This is a genomic window from Pseudoalteromonas sp. SIMBA_162 (assembly GCF_046535955.1).
Taxonomy (GTDB): domain Bacteria; phylum Pseudomonadota; class Gammaproteobacteria; order Enterobacterales; family Alteromonadaceae; genus Pseudoalteromonas; species Pseudoalteromonas marina.
On record NZ_JAWJBQ010001021.1, the window covers coordinates 1 to 243 of the forward strand.

A 243-nucleotide genomic window follows, 5' to 3' on the forward strand; every position below is an offset into this window, starting at 1 on the left:
TCTTGCCCGCCTTTTCAGCTTTGTTTGATAGATCAGTCAGCACAAAGGAATATTCCCCACGCCATGTCCTGAACGCTTCTAACGCAGGTTGGAACGCTGCTGCAAGTCCTTTACCCCAAGGCATAAGGATGCTGTTATTGATGAATGATTTAACACCAAGGAATAAGTTGGCTAGGTTGTCCGACATTTTGATCATCATGTCGTTGTATTTGCCAAATTCCTTCGTCACTTCCGGCCATGATT

At 44.9% G+C, this 243-nt stretch carries 1 protein-coding gene; it reads right to left on the reverse strand.

Translation table 11 applies throughout. From position 1 onward, the window contains the following. Positions 1–243 (reverse strand): hypothetical protein (locus R0J88_RS22815; RefSeq protein ID WP_410901292.1); only part of this gene is annotated, 243 nt, incomplete at both ends.